This is a genomic window from Amycolatopsis sp. NPDC001319, assembly GCF_042896185.1.
In the GTDB taxonomy this organism is placed as follows: Bacteria; Actinomycetota; Actinomycetes; order Mycobacteriales; family Pseudonocardiaceae; genus Amycolatopsis.
The window spans coordinates 305173-330078 of the sequence record NZ_JBIAWY010000010.1 but is presented as its reverse complement, the minus strand read 5'-3'; the positions used below and the strand labels follow the sequence as shown (position 1 = coordinate 330078).

The following is a 24906-nucleotide window of genomic DNA, read 5'->3' as shown; positions in this document are numbered from 1 at the left end:
CTCAGCCCAGGCGGTCGAACCAGCGGTCCACGACCGCGTCGGCAACGGTGGTGTCGTCGCGCAGGATGCTGGTGAGCGCGAGGCCCCGCAACAGCATCAGCAGCGACTCGTAGCCGACGCGATCGTCCCCTGTGGACTCGAACGCCTTGCGCAGCTCCCGCCCCAGCTCGCGTTCGGCGGGCAGCAACGCCGCACGCAACGCCGGGTCGGTCCGCGCGCCGAGCCAGAGTTCCAGCCCCGCCAGGAACAACGGCCCCGACATCGCCTCCCGCAACGCCGCCACCAGCTGCCGCCGCGAGTCGGCGCCGGCGAGCCGCACCCGCGCCAGCTGCTGCTCGGCGATGTAGTGGATCGCCGCGACGAACAGGTCCGCCTTCGAGCCGAAGTGGTGCAGCAGCGCGCCGCGCGACACGCCCGCTCGCTCCTGCACGCGCTGCGTCGTCGTGCCGGCGTAGCCGAACTCGACCAGGCACGCGACGGTGGCGTCCAGCAGGGTCTGGTGGGTGCGCGCTCGTTGTTCGCTGCGGGTCACCCGGGCAGCCTACCGTCCTCGTTGACAGTCCGGACGGACTGTGAAAACCTTCCGGCATGCTCGCTGTGGAGTTGGTGCGCCGGGGTGCCCAGCGCTTCGCGGACCGGACGGCCGTGGTCGTCGGCGACCGGGAGTTCTCCTTCGCCGAGGTCGACGAGCGCGCCAGCCGCCTCGCGAACGCGCTGCTCGCCGCAGGGGCCGGCCGCGGCACGAGGGTGGGGCTGCTGGTCGACAACGGCGAGTGGTCCGTCCCGCTCGACTTCGCCTGCCTCAAGGCCGGCGTGACCCGGGTGCCGCTCAACGCCCGCCTCGCCGTGGCCGAACAAACGCGGATGCTCGCCGAAACCGGCGTCACCCTGCTCGTGTACAGCAAGCCCCTGGCCGAACGTGCCGCGGAACTCGCCGAAGCCCTCGACGGCCTGCGCCTGGCCGGGCTCGGCGACCGCCGGCGCGCCCGGGACCTCGACCTCGTCGCCGAGCTGGACCGCTTTCCGGCGGCCGACCCGTGCATCCGGGTCGCCCCGGACGACGTCGTGCTCGCCCTCTACACGTCCGGCACCACCGGCACCCTCAAGGCCGCGCAGCACACGCAGGCCAGCTACGCCGCGATCACCACGAACATCCTCGCCAACCTCCTCTCCCCCGGGCCCGGCTCGGCGATGCTGCACGCCGCGTCGCTCATCCACGCCAGCGGGACTTTCGTGCTGCCGTACTGGATCCGCGGCGGCCGCGCGGTCGTGCTGCCGGGTTTCGACCCCGGGTCCTATCTCGACTCGATCGCCCGGCACCACGTCACCGAGGTCAACCTCGTGCCGACGATGCTGGGCCTGCTGCTCACCGAGTCCAGTGTGGACTTTTCTGCGGTGGACACCATCGTCTACGGCGCCAGCCCCATGCCGAAGCCGCTGATCGAGGAGGCGATGGGGCGCTTCGGCCCGAAGTTCGTGCAGTACTACGGCCAGACCGAGGCACCGCTGTGCCAGACGGTGCTCGGCAAGGCCGACCACCTGCGCGGCGAGCTGCTCGGCTCGTGCGGCCACCCGGCCGTCGACGCGGAACTCCTGCTCACCGACCCGGACGGGAATCCGGTGCCGCGCGGGGAGATCGGGGAGATCCGCGTGCGCGCGCCGTTTACGATGAGCGGGTACCTCGACGCGCCCGAGCTCACCGCCGAGACCCTCGTGGACGGCTGGATCCGCACGCGCGACCTCGCTCGCGCCGACGAGCGCGGGTACCTCTACCTGGTCGACCGCGCGAGCGACATGATCGTGACAGGCGGCTACAACGTCTACCCGCGGGAGGTCGAGGACGCGCTGGCCGCGCACCCGGCCGTCGCCGAGTCCGCTGTGGTCGGCGCACCCGACCCGACGTGGGTCGAGGCGGTGACGGCGTTCGTCGCCCTGCGGCCGGGCGCTGCGGTGTCCGAAGAGGACTTGCGCACGCACGTGCGTGGCCTGCTCGCGGGGTACAAGGTGCCCAAGAGCGTGCACGTGGTCGACGCGATCCCGAAGTCGGCGGTGGGCAAGATCCTGCGCCGTGCCCTGCGTGAGCCCCTGTGGGAGGACCGATGACCGTCCTGGTCGAGAAGCGCGGCCCCGTCACGATCGTGACAATCGACCGGCCCGAACGGCGCAACGCCGTCGACCGCGCCACCGCTTCGGCGCTGGCGGACGCTTTCCGCGCCTTCGACGCCGATCCCGACGCCTCGGTCGCCGTGCTGCAGGGCTCCGGCGGCACGTTCTGCGCGGGCGCCGACCTCAAGGCCGTGAGCGAAGGCCGCGGCAACCGCACCGAACCGTCGGGCGACGGTCCGATGGGCCCGACGCGGCTGCGCCTGAGCAAGCCGGTCATCGCCGCCGTGAGCGGCCACGCCGTGGCGGGCGGGCTGGAGCTGGCGATCTGGTGCGACCTGCGCGTGGCCGACGAAACCGCCGTGTTCGGCGTGTTCTGCCGGCGCTGGGGCGTGCCGCTCATCGACGGTGGCACCGTACGGCTGCCGCGTCTGATCGGCCAGAGCCACGCTTTGGACCTGATCCTGACCGGACGCCCGGTCGCCGCCGACGAAGCACTCCGGATCGGACTTGCCAACCGCGTCGTTCCCGCCGGCCAGGCCCTCGACGCGGCCGTCGAGCTGGCCCGGAGCCTGGCGGCTTTCCCGCAGACCTGCCTGCGCGAGGACCGCGCGTCCGTGCTCGAACAACACGGCGCCACCGAAGAACAAGCCCTGGCCAACGAGTTCGGCCACGGCCTGGTGTCCCTCGCGAGCGACACCGTCGCCGGCGCCACCCGCTTCACCCGCGGCGCCGGCCGCCACGGCTCGTTCGACGCGTGACTCCGGGGCGGGGCACAGCAAACCCCGCCCCGGATCCGTCACGCCGCGACGTAGCCCGCGTCCAGCTCCCGATGCAGGGTCACGCGGTCGATGGCCTTCTCCCACTTGCCCACGACCAGTGTGGCCACGCAGTTGCCCGCGATGTTGGTGAACACGAACGCGGCCGACAGGACACTGTGGACACCCAGCACCAGGGCGATGCTGCTGACCGGGATCGTGTGCGTGGCCGCCAGGGTCAGCGCCAGCACCGCGATGGCCGAGCCCGACACGCCGGCGCCGCCCTTGGACGTCAGGAGCAGCACGAACAGCAGGCCCAGCTGGGCCTGCCAGCTCAGGTCCGTGCCGGTGGCCTGGGCCAGGAACACGCTCACCGCGGCGAAGTACAGGCAGGTGCCGTCGTGGTTGAAGCTGTACGCGGTGGGCAGCACGAGCCCCACCACCGGCTCGTCGACGCCCAGCTTTTCCAGCTTCGCCGTGAGCTGCGGGAAGACGCTTTCGGACGAGCTCGTGCCGAGCACCAGTACCAGCTCCGCGCGGAAGTAGCGCAGGACCTTCCACAGGCTGACCCCGGCGTAGTGCGACACCGGCCACAGCACGAGCACGAAGAACAGCACCACGATCAGGTAGAACACCCCGACCAGCTTGCCCAGCGGCAGCAGCGTGCTCAGCCCGTACTTCGACACCGTGAACGCGATGGCCCCGAACGCGGCGAACGGCGCGAGCCGCATGACCTTCTTGATGATCCAGAACAGCGACTGCTGCACGGTGCCGACGATGTTCAGCACCGGCTGCGCCTTCTCGCCCAGCGCGGCGAGGCCGCAGGCGAACAGGACCGAGAACACCAGCACCTGCAGGATCTCGCCCTTGGCGAACGCGTCGACGGCCGACGTGGGCACGAGGCTCACGAGGAAGTCGTCGAAGCCCTCCGACTTGGCCGGCGCGGCCGAGGCGGGGGCGTGCAGCGACGACGGGTCGATGTTCATGCCGATGCCGGGCTTGAGCACGTTGACCACCACGAGGCCGATCACCAGCGCGATCGTGGTGATCACCTCGAAGTACACAATGGACTTCACCGCGATGCGGCCGACCTTGCCGAGGTCGCGCACGCTGGCGATGCCGTGCGTGACCGTGCAGAAGATGATCAGGCCGACGACCATCTGGATGAGGTGGATGAAGATGTCGCCGAGGAAGTCGACGTGGTGGCCGACCGAGGGCGCGAGCGCGCCCACGAGCACGCCGACGACGACGCCGGCGAGGACCTGGAAGGTCAGGTCCTGGTAGAACGGCTTGCGCTTGCGGGTCTGCCCGGGGGCGCCCGTGGACGTGGTTTCGCTCATCGTCTTCCGGTTTCTCCGTTGAAATGTCCGGTGGGGAGGGAACTAGCCGAGGATCTGCCGGGCCGGCGCGAACACCTCGTCGGCGCCGAGGCGGCGCGGGAGCAGGCCCTGTTCGAGGCACGCGTCGACGATCAGCTCGATCGGGGCGCTCAGGTTCTCGAAGCCGAACATCGTGGGGACCGGCGCGCCGTCGGGCCGCTCGACGGTCGCGTCGGCGCGGCGCAGTAGCTCGTAGGCCTCGCGGACGGCGCCGGGGTCGCGGCGGCTGAGCGACTCCCCCGCGACGACCATGTGGTTGATCGGCATGAAGCCGTGCTCGCGCCACCACTGCTCATCACGCGTTGCGGCGTCGGGGATCACGCGCACGAACTCGTCGCCTTCGGGCAGGTCGTTGCCGAGGATGGTGGCGTCGATGCGGCCTTCGCGCAGGAGGTCGGGCAGGCTCGAGTCGCCGACGCCGTGCTCGACGAAGTCGGGGTCCTCGTACTCCGCGACGTGGGCGCCGTCGCGGGTGAGCCAGTGGATGTCGCGCGAGGCGAGGCCGAAATCCTCGGTGAGGTGCGCGCGGACCCACATGCCGGTGGTCTGCGTGAAGGCGCGCACGCCGATGCGCTTGCCCTTGAGCCCGGCCGGGTCCACCGGGCGCGACGCGTGCGCGATGAGGCAACCGCGCTGGAACCGCGACGCGACCACGACCGGCAGCAGCACCACGGGCCGGCCGTAGGCGATCGCCTGCAGCGCCGTGACCACGGCCAGCTCGCTCAGGTCGTAGGCCTCGTCGCGCACCATCGGCGCGAACGCCTTGTGCACCGGGGAGACCGCGGTGAAGTCGAGCTCGACCGACGGGCTGGTGACCTCGCCGTTCTTGAGCGGCTTCGTGTGCGGGTAGTCCGCGAGGACGGTCCGCAGGATCGTGGGCTCAGGCACGGCTCGCACCCTTCAGCGACGGGTAGAAGGCGGCGGCGGTCCCGCCGAAGATCTGGTCGAGGTCGGCTTCGGGCAGCACGGACACCGTCTCGCGGGCCTCGGCCAGCAGGTCGGGCAGCACGCCGTCGGCCGCGGGGAAGTTGGAGCCCCACGCGATGCGGGCGGCGCCGTAGGCCGAGACCAGGTCGTTGAGGAAGTCCTCGGTCGTGGACGCGCCCTTCGCCGACGCGGCCAGCGCGCGGTGGGTGAGCTTGAGGTGCACGCCGGGGTAGGCGGCGAGGTCGAACAGGTCCTTGGCCAGGCGGTACGGCCGCCCGTCGGACAGGTCGGGGCGCGCGCAGTGGTCGAGCAGCACCCGCACGCGCGGGAACCGGTCGAGGATCTCCCGCAGCTTCGGCAGGCCCTGGATCGTCATCTGCAGGCACACGGGGATGTCGTGCTTCTCGGCGTGGGCCCAGGCGGGGAACGAGTCCTCGTGGCCGAGCCAGTCGGCCTGGCCGGGCATGGTCGTGCCGGTGGTGAACAGGCGGAAGCCCGAGAGGCCGAGGCCCTGCCAGTGGTCGATCTTCTCGACGGCGTCCGGCGCCATCGCGTCGATCGAGTAGACGCCCGCGAACCGGTCGGGGTGGCGGCGCAGCGCTTCGGCGACGTAGCGGTTGTCGTGGCCGTACACCGTGGACGCCTGCACCACCACGGCCTGCGCGATGCCCGCCGAGTCCAGCGCCCGCACGAGGCCGTCGATGTCCACCGGGTGCGCCTTCGACCACTCGCTCTGCTTGCCGCCGATGGGGTCGACCGGGTACTGGCCCGCGTCCGGGGAGATGACGTGGGTGTGCGAGTCGATGATGTCCATGTGACCTCCTGTGAACCGGCGATTCGGCGCAGCACCGGATCCTCGGCGACCCGGCTCGGAGCCCGCGCGCTCCGGCAGATCGGGACCATACACGATTGTTAACAATCTCGTACAAGATTGTGGGGACGATTTCGTTGAGGATCACGGTGCGCATCACTCCGCGAACACAGCGCGAGGCGGGCCCCGTGGAATCCGTGCAGGTGGGAGGGTGCGGGACGGGCGGGCGTCCTGACAAGTGAGGGTGGCTGGAGACTCAGTAACCCGGACGGGGGAAGGTGACACCGCGGGAGGGTTCGCCTGAACCGGGCAATCCGAAGCCGGAGGGGTGGCGAGGCCCAGGTCGGGCGCGGGTTCGGGTGGTGTTTCCGGCCCCCGCCCGACACCGACGCCCCTACGCCGGACTCTCCACCCGAGGGGACCTCGGGCCCCGCGGCATCCGGCCGGCGAGCGCGGCCAGGTCTACGACGGCGCGGCGGACGAACTGCCGCTCGACGACCACACCGACAGCGGTCGCCGCGGTCCGGCACCATCGCCGAGGCGCGAGGGGCGAGGGCTCGAAGCAATCCGGCAGTGGGCGGGGCAACGCCCCCGGCTCCGATGAGTCCGGCGCCCGAGGCGTCAGGGCGATGGGAGCGGGGATCGATTCGGCGCTGTCCGGGAGCGGACAGCACGACACCCCTCGCGCCCGAATCCCCCAGGCCACAGCGGCGACCGGATCAGTCAAGAAAGACAAACGGGGCAAATCAGACGCAGACAGCACAACGCCCCAGGCTCTGGGAGATCCGGTGCCTGGGGCGTCGTAGCGGTGGGAGCGGTGGTGGGCCGGGGTCAGCCGAACATGCCCACCTCGTAGTGGCCCGCGGGCTGCTGGGTGATGACGTTCATGCGGTTGTAGGTGTTGATGAGTGCAATGAGCATGGTGAGGCCGGTGAGCTGGTCCTCGTCGTAGTGCTTGGCGGCCTGCTGCCAGACCTCGTCGCTGACGCCGCCGGCGGCGTCGGCGATGCGGGTGCCCTCTTCGGCCAGTTCGAGGGCCGCGCGCTCGGCGTCGGTGAAGACGGTGGCTTCGCGCCAGGCCGCGACGAGGTTGAGGCGCGTGGGTTCCTCGCCCGCGGCCACGGCTTCCTTGTAGTGCATGTCGGTGCAGAAGCCGCAGCCGTTGATCTGGCTGGCGCGCAGCTTCACGAGCTCCTGCGTCGCGGCGGGGAGGCCCGAGTCGGCGATCGGCTTGTTCGCCGCGTTCAGGTACTTGACGAACTTGCCGGCGACAGCGTTTCCGAAGAGGTTGAGTCGTGCTTCCACTGATCTGCTCCTTCACCCGTTTCCACTGGTTACACACCCTTGACGGGTGGGCCCGCGAAGTTGTGACACCGGTGAAAGTGACCTGCGTCTCACCCCAGGTCGGCCTCCGCGCGGATCTCCAGCGCCTCCCCCGGCTGGTGCAGCTCCAGCACCACGAGCTCGTTGCGCCCCCGTCGCCACAGCGGCGCCGGGGCGTAGAGAGTCCGTTGTGGACCGCGGCTCCAGTAACGGCCGAGGTTGAAGCCGTTCAGCCAGACGATGCCCTTCTCCCAGCCCGGCAGCGCGACGAACCCGTCGGCGGGCGCCCCGATCGTCACCGCGGCCCGGTGGAAGGCCGGCCCGGCGCCCGGAGCGCCCGGCGTGAAGTGCACAGTGGACAGATCGTCGAGCGGCAGCGGCCGGATCTCCCAGCCGAAGAGCTTCTGCTGGGTGTTCATCGCGACCCACCCGTCGATGCCCTTGCGATCGGCCAGGTACGGGCCGTAGTTGATCCGGCCCATCGTGTCCACGAGGATGTCGAGCTGGTTCTCCGCCTCCTCGAACACGAGGTCCACCGTGCCGTCGGGGGTGTTGCGGTCGAGAACGCCGACCTGCTCGCCGCCGGCGAAGACCAGCGCGCGGTCGGCGAGGCCGTGGATGCTCAGGGTGCCGTTGTGCGGGCCCTGCACCTTCGTCCGGTAGTGGACGAGCCCCGTGGCCTGGCCGAGCTTCTCCATCGGCAACGGCTGCGGCGAGCGCACCACCTTCGACAACGCGGGCAGCGACTCCAGCAGCGACGCCGTCGCGTCCGGCTTCACGGTCTGCGGCGCCAGCCGCGGGGAACGGCCGGGGATCGGCCCCTCGGGCAGCTTCGTGTACTTGCCGATCACGCTCCGCAGCGCGGTGAACTTGGCGCCGAGGTCGCCGGCCTCCCCCACCGGCGAGTCGTAGTCGTAGCTCGTGACGGTGGGCTGGTAGGTCGTGCCGGAGGTGTTGGCCCCGCTCGTGAAGCCGAAGTTCGTGCCGCCGCACGCCATGTACAGGTTCACCGACGCGCCGGACGCGAGCACGGTGTCGATGTAGCCCGCCATCTGCTGCGGGTCGCGGGTGTTGTGCTGTTCGCCCCAGTGGTCGAACCAGCCGTCCCAGAACTCCGCCATCATCACCGGTTTGCCGGGCTGGAACTTCTTCAGCGCTTCGAGACTCGGCACCGGGTTCCCGTCGCCCGTGCCGACTTCGAGCGTGCCCGGCAGCGAGCCGAAACGCATGAAGAAGTCCGACGCGCCGTCGGCCGCGAACAGCAGGCTCTCGCACCCGCGCGAACGCAGGCTGTCGCGCAGGTGCGCCAGGTACGAGGTGTCGTTGCCGTAGCTGCCGTACTCGTTCTCGATCTGCACGGCGATCACCGGCCCGCCGCGGTGCGCCTCCAGCGCGGCCAGGCGCGGCACGAGGTGGTCGTACCAGGCGTCGACCGCCTTGAGGTACTTCGGATCCGCGCACCGCAGTTCGAGGTCGCGGTCGGCGAGCAGCCACGCGGGCAGGCCGCCGAACTCCCACTCCGCGCAGATGTACGGGCTCGGCCGCACGATCACCCGCAGTCCCACCTCGCCGGCGGTGCGGATGAACTTCGGCAGGTCACGCCACCCGCTGAAGTCCGGCAGGCCCGGCTTCGGCTGGTGGAAGTTCCACGCGACGTACGTCTCGACCGTGTTCAGGCCGAGTGCACGCAGCCGCTCCAGCCGGTCGCGCCACTGGTCGGGGTGGATGCGGAAGTAGTGCACGGCACCCGAGATGATCTGGAACGGCTTACCGTCCAACAGGAACTGCTCGCCGGACACGGTCAGTCCGCCACGGCCCGCCGCGCCGGCCGGCCCGGCGAACACCGTGCTCGCCGCGGCCAGCCCGGCGACCCCGCCGAGGAAACTCCTCCTGCTCACTGCGCTCACGAAGCTCTCCGTCCTTCCGGGGTCAGCCGAGCGTCGCGGCCCGGGCCTGGGTGATGAACGCGTCGAGAACCCCGTCGCCAACGAGCGCCTGCCGCACTCCCCACCGGTTGGTGTCGCCGGTCTTCACGGCCTGGGCCCGGGCGACGAGACCGTCGGCGGACGCGGTGAGCCGTTGCGCCGCCTTGGTGTCACCACGCCCGGCGGCCGCGAGGGCGTCGAGCTGGTCGACCATCGCGCCGCCCCACAACGCCGTCGCGTCGAGCCACGGCGAGGCCTCCTCGACGAAGGCGCTCTCGACCCGGCCACCGCGGATCACCTTCGCGGCGTCGCGGATCTGCACCGCGTACGCCCGCAGGTCGCCCACCCGGTGGTCACCCGCGTTCCACCGCTGCCAGAACGCCTTCGTCTTCGCCGCGAGCACCGGCGCCTGCGGCTGCCACGGCGTCGGGCCGAACGTCGGGGCCAGGTGTTCGAGGTCGGCGAACACCCGCAACGCGGCCGTGGCCCGGGCGTCACCGCCCGCGAGCCGCGCAAGCGCTTGCGGCCAGGAGCGCTCCGGCGAGTACCCGGCGTCGTTCCACGCGAAGTCGGTGGCGCCGAACTCGGCCACCTCGCTGGCCGCCTCCTGGTTCATCGGGTTCGCGACGATCCCGTTGAGGTACTGCGAAAGCCCGGCCTCCCGCTGCGCGTAGGGCGCGAGCAGCAGCCGGCCGGCGGACTGCTCGTAGTCGTTCACGGGGTAGTTGTCCCAGAGGAACACCTTGCGGCCGTACACAGTGGACACCTGCTGCGCCTCGTCGGTGGTGACGCTCGGCGGCACCACGTCCGTGCCGGTCCACTGCACGACCACCGACGGGTCGAGGTTCTCGCGCAGCTCGGTCTTGTACGGCGAGTCCTTCAGGTCGCTGTACTCGGTGGGCACCGTCTGCAGTGGACGCACGCCGTCGTGGGTCTTGACGAAGTCGCTGGTGATCGCGTTGAGCAACGAAACCTGGGCCTTGCCCGCGGCGGCCTGCCCGGGCGCGCCGAACGCCGTCTGGTCGGCGGCGCAGTTCCACTTGGTGTAGGAGATGTCGTCGAACGGGATCGAGAACGACCGCACGCCCAGGTCGTACACCGACTGCAGCTTCGCTTTCACCGCGGCGAGATCGTCGGGCGAGGAGAAGCAGATCGACACGCCGGGCGAGAGCGCGTAGGTGAAGTCGACGTGGTGCGCGGTCGCCGACTGCACCAGCTGCCCGAGCGTGGCCAGCTCGTCCGCGGGGTACGGATCGCGCCACTGCGCACGCAGGTAGGAGTCGTCCTTGGCGCTGTAGACGTAGGTGTTGGCCTTGACCTCGCCGAGGAACGCGATCTGCCGCAGCCGGTCGGCGGTGCTCCACGGCGGGCCGTAGAAGCCTTCGATCGACCCGCGCAGCGCCATGTTCGGCCAGTCGCGCACGGCCACGCCGCTGATCGCCCACCCGTGGCCGGAGCGGACGAAAAGCTGCCGCAACGTCTGCGCGGCGTAGTACTGGCCGGAGCCGTCGCGCCCGGCGAGCACGACCTCGCCGCGCGTGGTGGTGAGCGAGTAGCCCTCGGCCTGGGACGGGGCCGTGGATCCGGCGCCGAGCCGGACCACGAGCGCGTGGCCGCGGCCAGGTTCCTTCGTGACCGTGGTGACCTTGCGTGCGCCGTGCTGCCGCAGCAGCGTGGTGACGAGGTCTTTCGCGGCGGCGTCGGTGGTGCTGTCGGTGACGAGCACGACCTCGTCGGGCACAGCGATGTCGGCGGAGTCACGGGCGAGCGACTGCGGCGTGGGCGTGACGACGGGCAGCGGCTGCTGGTGGTCGGGGGCGGCCGCGGCGGGTTGCGTGACGAGGGCGGCGAGCGAAACCCCGGCCGCGAGCACGGCGGCCAGGTGGCGCTTTCGGGAAGTCATCAAGGGGTCCTTCGGGTCAGGCGGCCGGCGCCACGGTGCGGTACAGGGCGAAGGTCGAGAGGTACGGCGTGGCGCGGGCCTGGGTGATCACCACGCGCAGGTGGCTGGTCGTCACGGGCGCGGAGAGCGTGACCAGGCGGGTGTAGCCGATGGTCGTGACGGTGCCGAGCGTCCGCCACGCGCCGTCGACCTCGGCCTGCACGGTCGCGCCCTCCACGTGCTGGCCGCGGCTGATGTCCTCGCCGAGGCGGATCTGGTCGAACGTCGCGGGCCGGGCGAGCGGCACGTCGAGCGTGCCCGCCGGCGCGCCGTGCGGCGGGGTCCAGGACGTGGTGAGCGATCCGTCCGTGACCGCGGCGACGGCCTTGTCGCCGGGCCGTGCGTGGGCCTGGTTCACCTGTGTGGCCGCGACGGACTGGCCGAAGGCGGCCAACGAAGCGACGTCGGCAGGGGCGAACTCGCCGTCGGGGCCGGGCGGCACGTTCAGCAGCAGCGAGGAGTTGCGGCCCACCGTGCGCCGGTAGATGTCCACTAGCTGCGCGGCGGTTTTCGGCTGTTCGCCCGGGTGGAAGAACCAGCCGGGGCGGATCGAGACGTCGGACTCGGCCGGCGCCCACTGCAGGAAGCGCACGGACGGGTCGGCCAGCACCTGGCGCGAGCCGAGGTCGGTGGCCGTCGCGCCGCCGAGGAACAGCTCCTCGTTGTGCGCGGTGTTCGGGTCGCCGGTCGTCGGCAGCGGGCTCCACTCCGGGGTCCGCGCCTGGCCGGCCTCGTTGCCGACCCAGCGCACGCCGGCGGGCCCGGCGAACGTGACGGTGTTCGGCGAGAGCGCGTGGATCATCGAGAACCAGGTGGTGAAGTCGTAGTTCTCGCTGATGCCGCGGTCGCGCCACGGGTTGGCGCCGTCGAGCCACAGCTCGTCGATCGGGCCGTACTGGGTGAACAGTTCGTAGAGCTGGTTGAGGTAGTAGGTGTTGTAGTCGTCCTCGCTCACGGTGAAGCGCGGCAGCTTCCCGGCGGCGAGCGCGGCCGCGCGGTCGTCGTCCGCCACCAGCGTGGGGATGGTCCGTCGGGTCACGGCGCTGCCGGTGCCGTAGCGGCCCTGGCCCTGCGGGGCGCTCGCGCGGTCGTCGTAGGTGGCCTGTTCCTCGATGGACAGCGACTGTCCGGCCGCGACCTTCGCCTCGATCCGCTTGACCTCGTCGGCGAAGAAGGTCGCGGGCAGCTCGGCGCCGTCGGCGGGCGAGAGGTAGACGCCGACCTTGAGGCCGGCCTTGCGAGCGGAATCCACGTAGTCGCGCAGGATGTCGCCGCGGGGGTTGGTGCAGCCCGCGTCGCGCGCCTGCCAGAACGCGGACGGGTCCTGCGAGCGCGTGGCCTGCGCGGCTTGGCGGGCGGCGTCGGCCTCCGGGTCGGTGCAGCCCGCGCTGAGCCACCACGGGCTGGCGACGACGGAGTGGTCGGTGTAGCGCGTCGGGTAGAGCACGAAACCGTCGTGGTGCTTGGCGGTGAGCATCACCTGCGTCACCCCGGCTGCCTTGAGCGAGCGCATCCACTGGTCGGTGTCCACGGCCGGTGGCGCGAACGTCGACTCCATCTCGGCGCCCGAACCCCATTCGCGGTCGGTGAAGGTGTTCATGCCGAAGTGCGTGAAGGCCGTGACAGGCCGCTGCTGCCAGGCGAGCTGGCCGGGCCGCGGCACGACGGCGGCCGCCTTGGCCAGCACGCGGTCCATGCCGTCGCACGGTTCGACGGTCATGATCGACGCGGTCTTGATCGGTCCGGTGCAGCCGCGGTCCGGCTGTGCGGCGATTCCGGGCGTGGCCGTGGATCCGGCCACGGCGAGGGAAAACAGTGCGGCCAGAACGGCGTTCCGGCGCGTCGAGATCGGCACGTGCTCCTCCTGACGGGTCCGCGCGGCCGCGTGCCCCGGTGGCGGCCGGCGACGAGCTGGTGGATCGCCCAGCACATTAGGTGCGTGATCCATCGGATGTCTAGACCTACTCGGGGGAGATGCACTCGACTGTCCATTCCCTGTCTTCCCGCGGGAATCTGCGTTCGTGCCTGGTTGACGCCGTTTACTCGCGGGTGGGTTTGCCGGTGGGACAAGGTCAGTCGTCCGATGGTTCTTGACCGATGCCGTCGTCGCGCCAAGACCCGATCGCGGCGCTAGGATCCGCGAAGTGCTGACGGTGCCCGGGTGGCTGACGCTCGTGGTGTGGCTGGGACTCGCCTTCGGCCACGGCTGGTTCTGGCGGACGGACCAGCGGCTGCCGCCGTCGGTGCGCCCGGCCGAGTGGCCGTCGGTGGCGGTCGTGGTGCCGGCGCGCGACGAGGCGGCCGTGCTCCCGACGACGTTGCCCGCCCTGCTCGCGCAACGCTATCCGGGCGAGGCGCGCGTGATCCTCGTCGACGACGACAGCGCCGACGGCACCGGCGAGCTGGCCCGGCGGCTCGGCGGTGCGGCCGGGGCGTTGCCGCTGACCGTGGTGACGCCGGACCCGTTGCCGGCGGACTGGACGGGCAAGCTGTGGGCGGCCGCGCGCGGCGTCGCCGAGGCGGGCGCAGTGGATTTCGTGCTGCTGACCGACGCGGACATCGAACACGGGCCGGGTTCGCTCGAAACCCTCGTGGCGGCGTGCGGTGAGCACGACCTCGTGTCGCAGATGGCCGTGCTGCGCACCGAAACGCCGTGGGAACGGCTGATCGTGCCGGCGTTCGTGTACTTCTTCGCGATGCTCTACCCGTTCCGGCGCGTGAACAACCCGCGCTCACGGGTGGCCGCGGCCGCCGGCGGGTGCGTGCTCGTGCGCCGCTCCACTCTCGAACGCGCGGGTGGCCTCGCGGCCGTCCGCGGCGCCGTGATCGACGACGTCGCCCTGGCCCGCGCGGTGTCCGCGGCGGGTGGGCGGACGTGGCTCGGGTTCGCGTCGAACGTCCACAGTGTCCGGCCGTACCCGCGGCTTTCCGATCTGTGGCAGATGGTCGCGCGCACGGCGTACACGCAGCTGCGCCACTCCCCGCTCGTGCTGGCGGGCACGGTCGTCGGTCTGGCGCTGGTGTTCCTCGCTCCCCCGGTGCTGACGTTCACCGGCCCTTCGTGGCCCGCGCCGGCCGCGTGGCTGCTGATGGCGGCGACGTTCGTGTCGATGGCGCGCTACACCGGCAGTGGCCGGTGCTGGGCTTGCTGCTGCCGCTGACGGCGCTGCTGTACACGCTGATGACGCTCGATTCGGCGCGCCGGCACTTCGCCGGCCGTGGCGCCGGGTGGAAGGGGCGGACGTACTCGTCCACTTAGGACGTTGCGCGGGTCGGACACCGGCCTAGGGTCCGGATCGAGACGCCGAATCACTGACGTGACCCAGGACTGCCCACATCGGATTGTTTGACAGGTCCTGGGACCGCGAGTCATGATGAACACCTGTTCATGAACGTATGTTCACAACGCTGGGAGGACATCGTGACCGGGATCGTCAACACGGAGCAGGCGCAGGCGTGGAACGGCTACGAGGGTGGGCACTGGGCGGAGCACGCCGATCGCTACGACGCGGTGAACAGCGGGTTCAACGAGTTCCTGCTGGCCGCGGTGGGGCCGGGCGACGACGTGGTCGACCTCGGGTGCGGCACGGGGCAGCTGACCCGGCTCGCGGCGGCGCGGTCCGGGTCCGGGCGGGTGCTGGGCCTCGACCTGTCCGGGCCGATGCTGGCGACGGCGCGGGACCGGAGTGCGCCGAACGTGGTGTTCGAGCAGGCTGACGTGCAGGTTTACCCGTTCGAGGAGGGCTCGTTCGACGTCGCGCTGAGCCGGTTCGGGGTGATGTTCTACGCGGATCCGGTGGCGGCGTTCGCCCGGGTGCGCCGCGCGCTGCGGCCGGGTGGGCGGCTCGCGTTCGTGTGCCTGACGGAGCCGGCGGGGACCGACCTGGGGGCGGTGTTCGGCGCGCTGGCTCCGCTGCCTTCGGGCGTCGGGCCGGCGTCGCTGGCCGATCCCGCGCACACGCGTTCGGTGCTGACGGACGCCGGGTTCCGCGACGTCACGTGCACGCGCGTCGAGGCCGACCAGGTCTGGGGCCGCGACGTGGCCGACGCGGCGGAGTTCATCGCCGGCTGGGGCCCGGTCCGGCACCACGGACCGGACGCCGAAGCCGTGCTGGTGGAGGCCTTGCGCCCATTCGCCGAGCCCGGCGCCGTGCGGCTGCGGGGCGCGGCGTGGCTCGTCACCGCCGTCCGGTGAATACGATGGCCGCGATGTCACCGAGAACAGCAGCCGCCCTGCGCGACGGGGACCGCAGCCTGCGCGAGCACCTCATCGCGACGGCCGGCGCGCTCATGGCCGAGGAAGGCGCGGCGAAGCTGACGGTCCGCGCGATCGCCCGCCGCGCCGGCGTCGCGGACGGCGTGCTGTACAACCACTTCGCCGACAAGGAGGAACTCCTGGCGCACGCGCTGCGCGCCCACGTCCGCGCCGCCGAACGCGAACTCGGCGCCCTGCCCACACCCGGTGACGCCACGGTCGAAACCAACCTGCGCGCGCACCTCGCCTACGGCCTCGCCCTGCACCGCGCCATCCTGCCCACGTTCGCCGGCCTGCTCGCCCACCCGGCGGTCCTCGCGCGCTTCGCCTCCCTCACCCCCACGCACACCGAATGGCGCGACCGCCTCCTCACCTACCTCCACGCCGAACGCGACCTCGGCCGCCTCTCCCCCACCGCCCACCTCGACGCCGCGGCCGCCCTCCTGGTCGGCGCCTGCCACGAGACGGTGTTCTCGGCCTTGGTTCCCCACGCGGGCCCGCCCCAGGCCCCGTCGATCGACGCCGTGGTGGCGACGGTGCTCGAGGGCATCGGCGCCTGAGGATCACCTCGCCGCACGCGAGTCCCGCCGGTGTTGCCCCTGGTGAGAACGACGCAGTCATCCGCAACAGGTGATGCCGAGATGGCCGGGGGTTCGCAAGGTGGGGCATCGAGGAGAGGGGCGCCCGATGGCCACGGGATCGAAGAGCGTCTCCGCGTCCGCAGTGGTGCTGCCGCTCGCGCTCGGGCAGTTCATCGCGAGCTACGCGGCGACGAACATGAACGTGGCGATCAGCACGATCGCCGACGACATCGGCACGTCGGTCATCAGCATCCAGACCGCGATCACGCTGTTCACGCTCACGATGGCCGCGCTGATGATCCCCGGCAGCAAGCTCACGGACTTCCTCGGCCGCAAGGTCTGTTTCATCGCGGGTCTCGTGATCTACGGCTCGGGTGCGCTGCTGTCGTCGTTCGCGCAGGGCATCGGGGTGCTGATCGTGGGGTACTCGCTGCTGGAGGGCATCGGGTCGGCGCTGCTGATCCCGCCGATCTACATCCTCGTGACGGTGGTGTTCGACGACGTGAGCGCCCGCGCGCGCAACTTCGGGATCGTGAGCGGGGCGGCGGGGCTCGGGGCGGCGGCGGGGCCGCTGCTCGGTGGTCTGATCACGAGCTACCTCGGCTGGCGGGCGTCGTTCCTCTTCCAGGTGGCCGTGATCGTGCTGATCATCTTCCTCGCCCTGCGCATCGTCGACCCGCCGCTGGCCGAGCGGCCGCCGCACTTCGACGTGTGGGGCGCCGTGCTGTCGGCGGCCGGGCTGTTCTTCGTGGTGTTCGGCGTGCTGCAGAGCTCGACCTACGGGTGGCTCAAGTCGCGGGGGGACTTCACGATCGGGGGCACGGTGGTGATCCCGAAGGGCGGCATGTCGCCGGTGTGGATCTACGTCGCGATCGGGGCCGTGCTGCTGGTGATCTTCTTCCTGCACCTGCGGCGCGTGGAGCACGCCGGACGCGCACCGTTGTTCTCGCTGAAGATCTTCCGCAGCAAGGCATCCAACCTCGGGCTCGTCACCCAGGTGCTGCAGTGGCTGGTCATGCAGGGCGCGTTCTTCGTGACATCGGTGTTCCTGCAGCAGATCCGCGGCTTCAGCGCGATCGAGACGGGACTGGTGCTCGTGCCGGCCACCATCGGCATCCTCGCCGCGTCGGCGCTCGCGGGACGGATGTCGCGGCGCCACTCGCTGCGCCGGCTGATCCGGGCCGGCTTCACCTCCACGACGCTGGGCCTGGTGCTGATGCTGGTGCTGGTCCGCGAGGACTCGAGCGTCTGGACCTTCACACCCGGGCTGCTGCTGATGGGCATCGGGATCGGCGTGATGCTGACGGCGTCGGTCAACCTCGTGCAGTCGAGCTCGCCGGAAGAGGCGCAGGGCGACATCTCCGGTGTCTCGCGCAGCGTGTCGAACCTCGGCTCGTCACTGGGCACCGCGCTGGTCGGCTCCGTGCTCGCCGGTGCGGCCGTCCCGGGCAACGGGCCGTTCGGCATCGCCCTGATCATGCTCGTGTGCCTCGGCCTCGTCGGGGTCGTCACGGCGCTGCTGATCCCGAAGCACGCCCAGCGGTAACCGCGAGCGGCTGCGCTGCACGGCCGTCAGGATCACCCGCAGCGCGACGCCGACCACCAGCAGGTTCGCGATCATCTGCACCGTGACCAGCAGGCGCGCGGCCTGCGTCACGGGCACGATGTCGCCGAACCCGACCGTCGCGAACACCGTGACCACGAAGTACAGCGAATCGGTGCGGTTCAGCGGCGCGCTGAAGCTCTGCGGCACGTTGTACTGCAGCACGTAGTAGACGTTGGCGAACACCAGCAGGAACAGCGGCACCACCAGCGCCAGCGCCTGGATGCCCTGCAACGCCGGGCGCGCGGAGCGCAGGATCGCGCGCGCTTCGACCACGACCAGGACCACGACCAGCGTCACCCCGACGACGAGCCCCACGACCGTCCACGCGTCGAGCTGCCGGTTCACCGGGAGCAGGTAGTACACGGCGATGAGCGTCGCCACCGTCAGCACGGGACGCAGCACACCCGGGCCGAGCAGCTGCCGCGCCTTCACCGCCCGGACTCGGCCTTGACCGCACCGGTCTTGATGGCCTTGGTCAGCTCCGTGTGGTCCTTCTCGTTCTGGTCGGCGTAGTCGTGCGTGAACTCGGCGATCGCGTGGTCGAACGAGTCACCGGAACCGACGTAGGCGCCGATCGCCACGCTGTCGCCGGTGCGGGCGTGGGCGCGCGCGAGCGTCCACGCGCACAGCATGCCGTAGGTGCGCAGGTCGCGCGGGTCCATCGACTCGACGTTGGCCGAGCCCTTCCAGTCGCGCAGCTGGCGCAGGTAGAAGTCGCGCGGGCGTTCGTCGACACCGGTCACGTGGACCCAGCCGAGGAAGATGTCGCTCACCGTCTGCATCAGCCGCTGGCCCACGACCACGCGGCGCCCGGAGTTGTCGTAGTCGCTGGCCCCGGCGAACTCCTCCAGCACCGACGGGCCGGCTTCCTTCGCCTGCAGGAACAACGGGTCGCGGTCGTCGTTGCCGAGCAGCAGCACCATCCAGCACCGGGTGCCGACACTGCCGACGCCCACGACCTTGTGCGCCATGTCCACGATCCGGTAGCGGTCCAGCAGCACGCGCCGCTCGGGTTCCAGCGTGGCGCGGTAGGCCTTCAGGATCGAGCCCATCTGGTTGCGCACCTCGTCGGCGGCCTCCTTGGTGGGCGCCAGCTCTTCGAGGGGCAGCACAATCGGCGGGTCGGGCTTGATCTGCACCGTGCCGTCGGTGACCGACGTGAAGCGACGCAGGGCGCCGAGATTGTCGTGCGCCTGAGCCGAGGCCATGCCCTTCGCGATCATCCGGCGCCGGTGCCCGCCCAGGCGATCGGCGTACAAGGCCTCGACCTGATCGACATCGGCGTGGGCGTACCAGACATCGAGCGCGGTGCGCTCGCCGAAGTCCCGCATCGCCTTGCGGTACTGCGCGATCGTCGCGAGCACCACGCCGCGGCACTGGCGGGCGGAAAACCCGTTGTCCCGGCTCGCGATCTCGAGGCTCGCCGCGAGGCGCTTCACGTCCCACTCCCACGGGCCGGGCAGGGTCTCGTCGAAGTCGTTGATGTCGAATACGAGCTTGCGTTCCGGCGAGGCGAACACGCCGAAGTTCATCAGGTGCGCGTCGCCGCACGCCTGCACCCGCAGCCCGCTGACCGGTGTGCCGGACAGGTCGCTCGCCATCGGCAGCGCGGCACCGCGGAAGTAGGTGAACGGCGACACCGCCATGCGCCCGTAGCGGATCGGCAGCAGATCCTTGACGCGCGTCTCGTCTTGGCGTGCGAGCAGTTCCAGCGGACCCGGGCGGCCACGTTCTCTCGTGAACCCGGCGTGGCTCGACCGCGGAGCGGCCGCGCGGGCCGCCTTGCCCCGGGCGATCCGGTCTTCCCGGGATTCGACCGTCGAACGTCGTGAGGTGAGCACCATCGGGGCAGCTTCGCGCTCGGGCGAGCGCCTTTCCTCCCCCGCACGGGGTGAGACGAGGCATCATCCGGACGGGGTGACGACACGGGGCCGTCCGCCCACGCAGGGTCGGCGCATGACCGGCCCTGCTCCGTCGCTCGCCCGGCGCGCGTGCGCGCTCGGCGCCCTCCTCGCGCTGGCCGCCGCGGTCGTGGTGGCGGTGCTCGCCGCGGTCCGCAGCCCGGGGCAGCTGGTGCTCGCCGTGGTGCTACTGGTGATCGCCACGATCGCGGCCTGGGCGGCGCTGGTCCGCCACGGGTTCGCGCGGATCGTGCTCGCGGTCGTGGCGGTCCTCGCGCTCGCCGCGATCGCCCTGCTGCCGGACCTGCGCACGTTGGTGGTGCTGCTTCTGGTCCTCGGGCTGATGGTGCTCGCGGCACTGGCGGCGCGGGTGGCGATCGGCCACGACCTGGCCCGGCGGGCACAAGCCGACCGCGTCGGGCCCGCGCGCCACGGCGTGCTGCTGATGAACCCGCGCTCCGGCGGCGGGAAGGTGGCGCAGTTCGACCTCGAACGCAAGGCGCGCGAACGCGGCGTCACCCCCGTGGTGCTGCGCCGCGGCGATGACCTTCGGGCGCTCGCCGAAGAGGCCGCCCAGCACGCGGACGTGATCGGGATGGCCGGCGGCGACGGCTCCCAGGCGCTGGTCGCCGACGTCGCGCGCCGCCACGGCCTGCCGTACGTCTGCGTGCCCGCCGGCACCCGCAACCACTTCGCCCTCGACCTCGGGCTCGACCGCGAGAACGTGACCGCCGCCCTAGACGCGTACGGCGAAGCGGCCGAGCACCGCATCGACCTCGCGCTGATCGGCGACCGGGTGTTCGTGAACAACGCCTCGCTCGGCGTCTACGCCACCGTGGTCCAGTCACCGGGCTACCGCGACGCCAAGGTGTCGACGGTCGCCGGCCAGCTGCCGCAGCTGCTGGGCCCGGAGTCCGAGCACTTCGACCTCCAGTACCGCGTGCCCGGTGACGAAGACCGCCCGCCGGCCGACATCGTGCTCGTGTCCAACGGCGCCTACCGCCTCGACCGCCTCAGCGGCTTCGGCTCGCGCGAACGGCTCGACAGCGGCTCGCTCGGCATCGTCACCGTGAACGTCGACCGCGCGCGCGACCTGCCGGCGCTGATCACCGCCGAGCTCACGGGCCAGCTCGCCCGCTACCCCGGCTACCACGAGTGGCAGACCGAGGAGTTCGTGGTGAGCTCGGGACAGTCCCTTGTGGACATCGGCGTCGACGGTGAGGCGCTTCGGCTGGAACCACCGCTGCGGTTCCGCACCCTGCCCGGCGCGCTGCGCGTCCGCGTGCCGCTGGACGCGCCCGGCGTCGCCCCCGCCGCGGCCGCGCCCCACGGCATGGGCGAGGCGCTGCGCGTGCTGTTCCGCGTGCTCGCCGGACGGCCGGCCCGCTGACGTCCGGAATGGACGGTTTCATCCGCACGGGGCGAAGCGCCCGCGAGCCCGGCCGTCGAGGATGTCCGCGGCCAGGAGAAGGGACCCGATCATGAGCGATCACGCTGTGCGCCCGGACGCACCCGCGCAGGAGTCCACCGACGAGGAGTCCGGCTGGGCCCGCTGGATCTTCTTCGGTGCCACGATGATGCTCCTGCTCGGGAGCTTCACCCTGGTCGAAGGGCTCACGGCGCTGCTCGACCCGCAGTACTACGCCGTGACCGCGCACGGGACCCTGCTGTTCGACCTCACCGGCTGGGGCTGGGTGCACCTGGTGCTGGGCGTGGCCGCGGTGGTGACGGGGCTCGGGCTGTTCGCGCGGGCGAGCTGGGCCCGGTACCCCGGTATCGCGATCGCCGGGCTCAGCGCCTTGGCGCACCTGACTTTCCTGCCCGCCGCGCCGTTCTGGGCGCTCATCGTGCTCACCCTCGACGTGCTCGTCATCTGGGCGCTGGTCGTACATGCCTCCGACGCACTCCAGCCCCGTCACAGCCGCCGCTGAACCGGCGACGCGCCCCCAAGGCGCGCTGACCGCGTGGGCCTGGGGCCTCGCGCAGCGCCACCTTTCGCGCGAGCTGCCGCGAAGGTGGGAGCACGTGCGGGGCGTCGCGAAGTGCGGGCGGCAGATCGGGCCGAGCCTGCTGTCCGCCGACGAGGAGGAGCTGCTTGTCGCGGCCGCGCTGGTGCACGACATCGGCTACGCACCCGGCCTCGTCGTCACCGGCTACCACCCGCTCGACGGCGCCCGGTTCCTCGTCGCGGTGGCGGCACCGCCCCGGCTGGTGAACCTCGTGGCCCAGCACTCGGCCGCCGCGTTCATCGCAGAGGAGCGCGGGCTCGCGGCCGACCTCGCCCGCTACCCGGACGAGCGCACCGTGCTGCGCGACGCCCTGTGGTTCTGCGACATGCGGACGGCCCCGGACGGCCGCCCGACCGACTTCGCCGAACGCATCGCGAGCATCCGCGCCCGCCACGGCCCCGGCTCACCCCTCGTGCGCGCGCTCGACGCCGGCGCGCAGGCCGCCCGGCACGACGCGGTCCGGCGCACCGAGCTGCGGCTCGGTGCCGCGGCGGTCCGGCGGCGGGTCTCACCCCGCAGGGGCGAGGCGGACGGGGCCGTGCGGGGCGACGGTGGCGTCGGCGCAGCCCGCGAACCCGACAGGAGAGCACGATGACGACGCTGACGGTGTGGAAGTTCGACAGCCCCGACGGAGCCGACAACGCGGTGGACACCCTCCGGAGCCTGGCCAAGCAGGAACTGATCTCGATCCACGACGCGGCCACCGTGTCGTGGAAACCCGACGCCAAGAAGCCGAAGACCCGTCAGCTGCGCAACCTCACCGCCGGCGGAGCGATGAGCGGGATGTTCTGGGGCATGCTGTTCGGCCTGATCTTCCTGGTGCCGCTGCTCGGTGCCGCCATCGGCGCGGCGACCGGGGCGCTCGCCGGCTCGCTGACCGACGTCGGCATCGACGACGACTTCATCAAGTCTGTGCGCGACAAGATCACGCCCGGCACCTCGGCCTTGTTCCTGATGTCCAGCGACGCGGTGGTCGACAAGGTCAAGGCCGCGATCGAGGCCGGCGGCCACAAGCCGGAGCTGCTGCAGTCCAACCTGTCCGCGGAGCAGGAAGCCGCGCTGCGGGAAATGATGTCGAGCTGAGCGGACCGGACCGGTCATGTCGGAGAGCACGGAACACCGCATCGAGCCGACCGCCGACGAGCGGGCCGAGCTGGAACAGCTGCGGCTCGAGGTAGCGCGGCTGCGGGCCACGCGCGAACGTCGCCGCGTCAGCTGGCGGCCGATCGTGTCCTCGATCCTCATCGTGATCGGCTGCATCCTCGCCCCGCTCGCGCTCGCGTCGGTGTGGGTGCACAACCAGATCTCCGACACCGACCGGTTCACCGCCACGATGAGCCCGCTGATCCGCGACCCGGCGGTGCAGGCCGCCGTGACCGACCGGGTCACCGAGGCGATCTTCACCAACGTCAACGTGCAGGCCATCGCGACCGACGCCGTCCGCGCGCTCGCGGCCCAGGGCGTCCCGCCGGCCGTCACCGACCGGCTGGAGGACCTGACCGGTCCGCTCGCGTCGGGCGTGCAGAGCTTCGTGCACGGCCGCGTCGCGACCCTCGTGGCGAGTGACCAGATCGCGCAGACGTGGGACCGCGTGATCCGCGTGGCCCACGAGCAGGCGGTGGCGGTGCTCGACGGATCGGCCTCGGCCATCGCGATCCAGGGTGACAAGGTCGTGCTCGACCTGGCGCCGTTCATCGACGTCGCCAAGCAGCAGCTCGCCGCCGACGGGCTCACCATCGTCAACCGCATCCCCGAAGTCCACCCGACGATCGCGGTCGCCGACGCGGCCGGCCTGGTGAAAGCGCGGTCCTGGTACACCGCCTCGGACCGGCTCGCCACGTGGCTGCCGTGGATCGCGATCGTCCTGCTCGCCGCGGGCGTCTACGTCGCCAAGCACAAACGGCGGGCGCTCATCGGCGCCGCGCTCGGGTTCGCCTTCAGCATGCTGGTCCTCGCCATCGGGCTCGCGATCGGGCGCACCATCGTCGTCGACGCGGTCCCGAGCCGCTCGGCGGCGCCGGTCTCGGCGGCGTTCGACATCGTGCTGCGGTTCCTGCGCGACGGTCTGAGAACGCTGTTCGCGGTCGGGATCGTCGTGGCGCTCGGGGCCTTCCTCGCCGGTCCTTCGTCGACCGCCGTGCACATCCGCCAGGGTGTGGTCAAGGGTCTGTCGTGGCTGCGCTCGCGCAGCGGCCTGCGCGCCACCGGTCTCGGCAAGTGGGTGCACTCCTACCGCGTGGCCCTGCGCGCCGGTGCCGTCGCGATCGCCGTGCTCGTGTTCCTGTTCCTCGACCGGCCGAGCGGGCTCGCGGTGCTGCTGATCGCGCTCGTGCTGCTGGTGGTCCTCGCCGTGATCCAGTTCCTCGACGCCCCCGGCGACCGGCCGGCGGCGACCGGCTGAAAGGGGACGGTCGTGAACGACGAGCCCGACCGCGTCGGTGCGGTGCTGGGGCTGGGCGCGGTGGCGCTCAAGGCCGGCTGGTGGGCGTCGACGCCCTTGCGGCGGGCGGGCTGGGCCGTGCTGACGGCCGCCGTGCCCGAGGACGTGGCGCGCCGCGCGGTGCGGGACGTGGTGACCGCGGCCGCCGCGGCCGTGCTCGACGCGGTGGATCTGCCGAAGCTGGTCGGCGAGCACGTGGACGTCGACGCCGTGCTCGCGGAGATCGACGTGGCGGGCGTGGTGTCCACACTGGACTTCGGTGACCTCGTGGCCGCGATGGACCTGCCCGAGGTCGTGCGTCAGTCGACTGGAACCGTTGCGGGGGAAGCGATCCGGGGCGTCCGCGGAGCCGGGGTGAACGCCGACGACGCCGTGGCCCGCGCGGTCGGCCGCGTGCTGCGGCGCCGTGGTGACCGGCCCGCCTGAGGGGCCGGCGGGCATCGTCACGCGCCTGATCGCCGCGGTGATCGACGCGGCCGTGACCGGGCTGATCACGGTCGGCGGCTACTTCGCGGTGGTGGCAGCGCTGTTCGCGGCCTCGCCGCTGTCGTTCCGGTGGCCCGCGGCACCGCCGGCACTGGCCGGCGGGATCTCCGTGGCCGTCGCGATCGCGTACCTCACCGTCGGCTGGGCCACCATCGGCCGCAGCTACGGCGACGCCCTGCTCGGCCTCCGCGTGCTGGGCCGCGGCCGGCGCCTGGGCTGGGCGCGCGCCGCGGCTCGCGCGCTGTTCTGCGTCGTCTTCCCGGTCGGGCTGCTGTGGGCGATCGTCAGCCCGCACCGCCGGTCCCTGCAGGACGTCGTCCTCCGGACGACGGTCGTCTACGACTGGCACACGGACGGCGGAGCGCAGGTGTCCACAAAGGACGCCGTATAGGTCGTTATACGATCCGGTGACCGAAAGGTGCCACGCCCCGCACCGGGCCGTCTGCACCGCTGAGCTGAG

General features: G+C 71.6%; 22 protein-coding genes and 1 pseudogene. 13 read left to right on the top strand and 10 right to left on the bottom strand.

Going from position 1 to position 24906, the window contains the following annotated elements; translation table 11 throughout:
- Window position 1 precedes the first annotated feature (1 nt).
- Window positions 2–532: a TetR/AcrR family transcriptional regulator gene (locus ACFY1H_RS34860; protein ID WP_386953576.1), complete on the bottom strand. Its 531-nt coding sequence runs from the start codon at window positions 530–532 to the stop codon at window positions 2–4.
- A 56-nt stretch (window positions 533–588) separates the two neighbouring features.
- On the opposite strand from ACFY1H_RS34860, the gene ACFY1H_RS34855 reads away from it, so the two are divergent.
- Complete coding sequence (locus ACFY1H_RS34855) at window positions 589–2103, top strand: AMP-binding protein (RefSeq protein ID WP_386953573.1); 1515 nt, start codon at window positions 589–591, stop codon at window positions 2101–2103.
- Entirely contained in the window at window positions 2100–2864 is a 765-nt protein-coding gene (locus tag ACFY1H_RS34850) for a crotonase/enoyl-CoA hydratase family protein (protein ID WP_366578226.1), read from the top strand. The genes ACFY1H_RS34855 and ACFY1H_RS34850 overlap by 4 nt, the downstream gene beginning before the upstream one ends.
- Before the next feature lie 38 nt (window positions 2865–2902).
- Here the strand turns inward: ACFY1H_RS34850 and ACFY1H_RS34845 are convergent, their stop codons facing one another.
- The 7 genes from ACFY1H_RS34845 to ACFY1H_RS34815 form a co-directional block, all read right to left on the bottom strand.
- Window positions 2903–4201, bottom strand: a complete 1299-nt coding sequence (locus tag ACFY1H_RS34845) for a cation:dicarboxylate symporter family transporter (protein WP_366578224.1) — start codon at window positions 4199–4201, stop codon at window positions 2903–2905.
- A 42-nt stretch (window positions 4202–4243) separates the two neighbouring features.
- Window positions 4244–5128, bottom strand: coding sequence for a hypothetical protein (locus ACFY1H_RS34840; RefSeq protein ID WP_366578222.1), 885 nt, complete (start codon window positions 5126–5128; stop codon window positions 4244–4246).
- The gene (locus ACFY1H_RS34835; protein WP_386953569.1) at window positions 5121–5981 is read right to left on the bottom strand and encodes an amidohydrolase family protein; all 861 of its coding nucleotides are present in this window, start codon (window positions 5979–5981) and stop codon (window positions 5121–5123) included. Before ACFY1H_RS34835 ends, ACFY1H_RS34840 begins: the two co-directional genes overlap by 8 nt.
- A gap of 828 nt (window positions 5982–6809) precedes the next feature.
- Window positions 6810–7283, bottom strand: coding sequence for a carboxymuconolactone decarboxylase family protein (locus ACFY1H_RS34830; protein WP_366578218.1), 474 nt, complete (start codon window positions 7281–7283; stop codon window positions 6810–6812).
- 89 nt (window positions 7284–7372) lie between these two features.
- A complete protein-coding gene (locus tag ACFY1H_RS34825; protein WP_386953566.1) occupies window positions 7373–9208 on the bottom strand; it encodes a beta-galactosidase family protein in 1836 nt (611 codons plus the stop codon).
- A 22-nt stretch (window positions 9209–9230) separates the two neighbouring features.
- A complete protein-coding gene (locus ACFY1H_RS34820; protein ID WP_386953563.1) occupies window positions 9231–11129 on the bottom strand; it encodes a beta-N-acetylglucosaminidase domain-containing protein in 1899 nt (632 codons plus the stop codon).
- 16 nt (window positions 11130–11145) lie between these two features.
- A complete protein-coding gene (locus tag ACFY1H_RS34815) occupies window positions 11146–13023 on the bottom strand; it encodes an alpha-L-fucosidase (RefSeq protein ID WP_386953560.1) in 1878 nt (625 codons plus the stop codon).
- A 289-nt stretch (window positions 13024–13312) separates the two neighbouring features.
- Between ACFY1H_RS34815 and ACFY1H_RS34810 the strand changes: the two genes are divergently transcribed.
- The 4 genes from ACFY1H_RS34810 to ACFY1H_RS34795 all read left to right on the top strand — a co-directional run bounded on the left by ACFY1H_RS34810 (window position 13313) and on the right by ACFY1H_RS34795 (window position 17550).
- The gene (locus tag ACFY1H_RS34810) at window positions 13313–14329 is read left to right on the top strand and encodes a glycosyltransferase (protein WP_386953557.1); all 1017 of its coding nucleotides are present in this window, start codon (window positions 13313–13315) and stop codon (window positions 14327–14329) included.
- A gap of 260 nt (window positions 14330–14589) precedes the next feature.
- A complete protein-coding gene (locus ACFY1H_RS34805; RefSeq protein ID WP_386953554.1) occupies window positions 14590–15363 on the top strand; it encodes a class I SAM-dependent methyltransferase in 774 nt (257 codons plus the stop codon).
- Between the two features lie 14 nt (window positions 15364–15377).
- Window positions 15378–15983, top strand: a complete 606-nt coding sequence (locus ACFY1H_RS34800) for a TetR/AcrR family transcriptional regulator (RefSeq protein WP_366578204.1) — start codon at window positions 15378–15380, stop codon at window positions 15981–15983.
- Between the two features lie 127 nt (window positions 15984–16110).
- The gene (locus ACFY1H_RS34795) at window positions 16111–17550 is read left to right on the top strand and encodes an MFS transporter (protein ID WP_386953551.1); all 1440 of its coding nucleotides are present in this window, start codon (window positions 16111–16113) and stop codon (window positions 17548–17550) included.
- 27 nt (window positions 17551–17577) lie between these two features.
- Here ACFY1H_RS34795 and ACFY1H_RS34790 read toward each other — a convergent pair.
- A pseudogene (locus ACFY1H_RS34790) lies at window positions 17578–17793 on the bottom strand (potassium channel family protein); the annotation flags it as partial.
- A gap of 245 nt (window positions 17794–18038) precedes the next feature.
- The gene (locus ACFY1H_RS34785; RefSeq protein ID WP_366578200.1) at window positions 18039–19454 is read right to left on the bottom strand and encodes a DUF2252 domain-containing protein; all 1416 of its coding nucleotides are present in this window, start codon (window positions 19452–19454) and stop codon (window positions 18039–18041) included.
- 112 nt (window positions 19455–19566) lie between these two features.
- On the opposite strand from ACFY1H_RS34785, the gene ACFY1H_RS34780 reads away from it, so the two are divergent.
- The 7 genes from ACFY1H_RS34780 (at window position 19567) to ACFY1H_RS34750 (ending at window position 24837) form a co-directional block, all read left to right on the top strand.
- Window positions 19567–20901: a diacylglycerol/lipid kinase family protein gene (locus ACFY1H_RS34780; RefSeq protein ID WP_386953548.1), complete on the top strand. Its 1335-nt coding sequence runs from the start codon at window positions 19567–19569 to the stop codon at window positions 20899–20901.
- Window positions 20902–20992: 91 nt separating this feature from the next.
- Entirely contained in the window at window positions 20993–21442 is a 450-nt protein-coding gene (locus ACFY1H_RS34775) for a hypothetical protein (RefSeq protein ID WP_366578196.1), read from the top strand.
- Window positions 21402–22115: an HD domain-containing protein gene (locus tag ACFY1H_RS34770; RefSeq protein WP_366578194.1), complete on the top strand. Its 714-nt coding sequence runs from the start codon at window positions 21402–21404 to the stop codon at window positions 22113–22115. Before ACFY1H_RS34775 ends, ACFY1H_RS34770 begins: the two co-directional genes overlap by 41 nt.
- Window positions 22112–22603: a DUF1269 domain-containing protein gene (locus ACFY1H_RS34765; protein ID WP_366578192.1), complete on the top strand. Its 492-nt coding sequence runs from the start codon at window positions 22112–22114 to the stop codon at window positions 22601–22603. The genes ACFY1H_RS34770 and ACFY1H_RS34765 overlap by 4 nt, the downstream gene beginning before the upstream one ends.
- Before the next feature lie 16 nt (window positions 22604–22619).
- Complete coding sequence (locus ACFY1H_RS34760; protein ID WP_366578190.1) at window positions 22620–23921, top strand: hypothetical protein; 1302 nt, start codon at window positions 22620–22622, stop codon at window positions 23919–23921.
- 12 nt (window positions 23922–23933) lie between these two features.
- Window positions 23934–24386, top strand: coding sequence for a hypothetical protein (locus ACFY1H_RS34755; RefSeq protein WP_366578188.1), 453 nt, complete (start codon window positions 23934–23936; stop codon window positions 24384–24386).
- The gene (locus ACFY1H_RS34750) at window positions 24370–24837 is read left to right on the top strand and encodes an RDD family protein (protein WP_366578186.1); all 468 of its coding nucleotides are present in this window, start codon (window positions 24370–24372) and stop codon (window positions 24835–24837) included. Before ACFY1H_RS34755 ends, ACFY1H_RS34750 begins: the two co-directional genes overlap by 17 nt.
- Window positions 24838–24906 lie beyond the last annotated feature (69 nt).